1 protein-coding gene is annotated in these 389 nt (G+C 52.2%); it reads left to right on the top strand.

What is annotated here, in order from left to right:
* Window positions 1-9: 9 nt before the first annotated feature.
* Window positions 10-389 (top strand): hypothetical protein (locus B1A85_RS25030; protein WP_210404711.1); only part of this gene is annotated, 380 nt, incomplete at its 3' end.

The raw sequence follows: 389 nt of genomic DNA, 5'->3' as shown, positions 1-389 counted from the left end.
TGCTGTGGGGTGTTTGCGGTCTCGGGGGTTGGTAGTGTTGCTGCTGGGTGGGTGGGTGGGGGGTTGTCGTCGTGGTCAGTTGGCGGCGGTTTGTCAGCCGGGTCAGTTGGCAGTGTTGTTTCGGTGTCCGTTGGTGGCGTGTTGTCTACCGGGTCAGTTGGTAGTGGGGTTTCGATGTCCGTTGGTGGCGTGTTGTCTACCGGGTCAGTTGGTGGCGTGTTGTCTACCGGAACGGTTGGTGGCGCGTTGTCAACTGGGTCAGTTGGCGGGTTGTTTTCTATGTTTAGTGGTGGTAACGTGGGTATATTTTTAAGTTGTGTGTTTTTTACTCTAATTTTATTAGTGTCAAGAGTATTGATGATATGTGTGGTCATTGTTTTGGCAGCGTT

Source organism: Chroococcidiopsis sp. TS-821 (genome assembly GCF_002939305.1).
Classification (GTDB): Bacteria; Cyanobacteriota; Cyanobacteriia; order Cyanobacteriales; family Chroococcidiopsidaceae; genus Chroogloeocystis.
This window is presented reverse-complemented; position numbering and strand designations above follow the sequence as displayed.